1 pseudogene is annotated in these 873 nt (G+C 64.7%); it reads left to right on the forward strand.

What is annotated here, in order from left to right:
- The first annotated feature begins 82 nt into the window (after nucleotides 1–82).
- Nucleotides 83–857: pseudogene (locus tag MGN01_RS23305) on the forward strand (IS5 family transposase).
- Nucleotides 858–873: the final 16 nt, after the last annotated feature.

An 873-nucleotide genomic window follows, 5' to 3' on the forward strand; every position in this document is an offset into this window, starting at 1 on the left:
CTAGGTAGGGAACTCAAACAACCAATTGCTGTTGCTCGCGTTTTCTTCCTGAGATTGGGGTTTCCAGCGCAGGAGGATCGCGATGGCACGGTTGTTCTGGCTCTCCGATGAAGCCTGGGGGCGGATCGAGCCGCACCTACCGCACGGCCAACCGGGCAAGCCCCGGGTCGACGACAGGCGGGTGATCAGCGGCATTCTGCACGTGCTGAAGGTTGGCTGCCGCTGGCAGGACACGCCCTCCGCTTACGGTCCGCACACGACGGTCTACAACCGCTACAACAGGTGGTCTCAGCGCGGGATCTGGCAGCGGCTGTTCGCCAAGATCGCGGCTACAGGCCCCGTGCCCGATGAGTGGATGCTCGACGCGTCCCACGTGAAGGCCCACCGCTCGGCATCAGGCGGAAAAGGGGGGCCTGGAGCCAGGCGATCGGCCGCTCGCGGGGCGGGTTCACGAGTAAAATCCATTGCTTGGCCGATGATCGTGGCCGACCGGTCGCGTTCGCCCTGACGCCCGGCAACGTGGCCGAACCGAAGGACCGCGCAGCGACATCACCATGGCGCTGCCCCTGCTGTGCGCTGTGGTGCCGCCCAAGCGTCTGATCGCCGACAAGGCTTACGACGCCCAGAGCTTGAGGGATTGGCTGAAGAGCCACCGGGTGATCGCCACCATCCCGCCCACGGCCACCCGGACGGTACCCTATAAGCACAGCCGGATCGCCTACCGGCGGCGCAATCGGATCGAGCGGCTGTTTGGTCACCTCAAAAACTGGCGGCGCGTCGCGACCCGCTACGATCGCTTAGCCTGCAACTATCTGGCCGCCGTCGCGCTCGTTTCCTGTGTCATCGCATGGACCTGAATGAGTCCCCTACCTA

The sequence above is a fragment of the Methylobacterium gnaphalii genome (assembly GCF_007992215.1).
GTDB classification, from domain to species: Bacteria; Pseudomonadota; Alphaproteobacteria; order Rhizobiales; family Beijerinckiaceae; genus Methylobacterium; species Methylobacterium gnaphalii.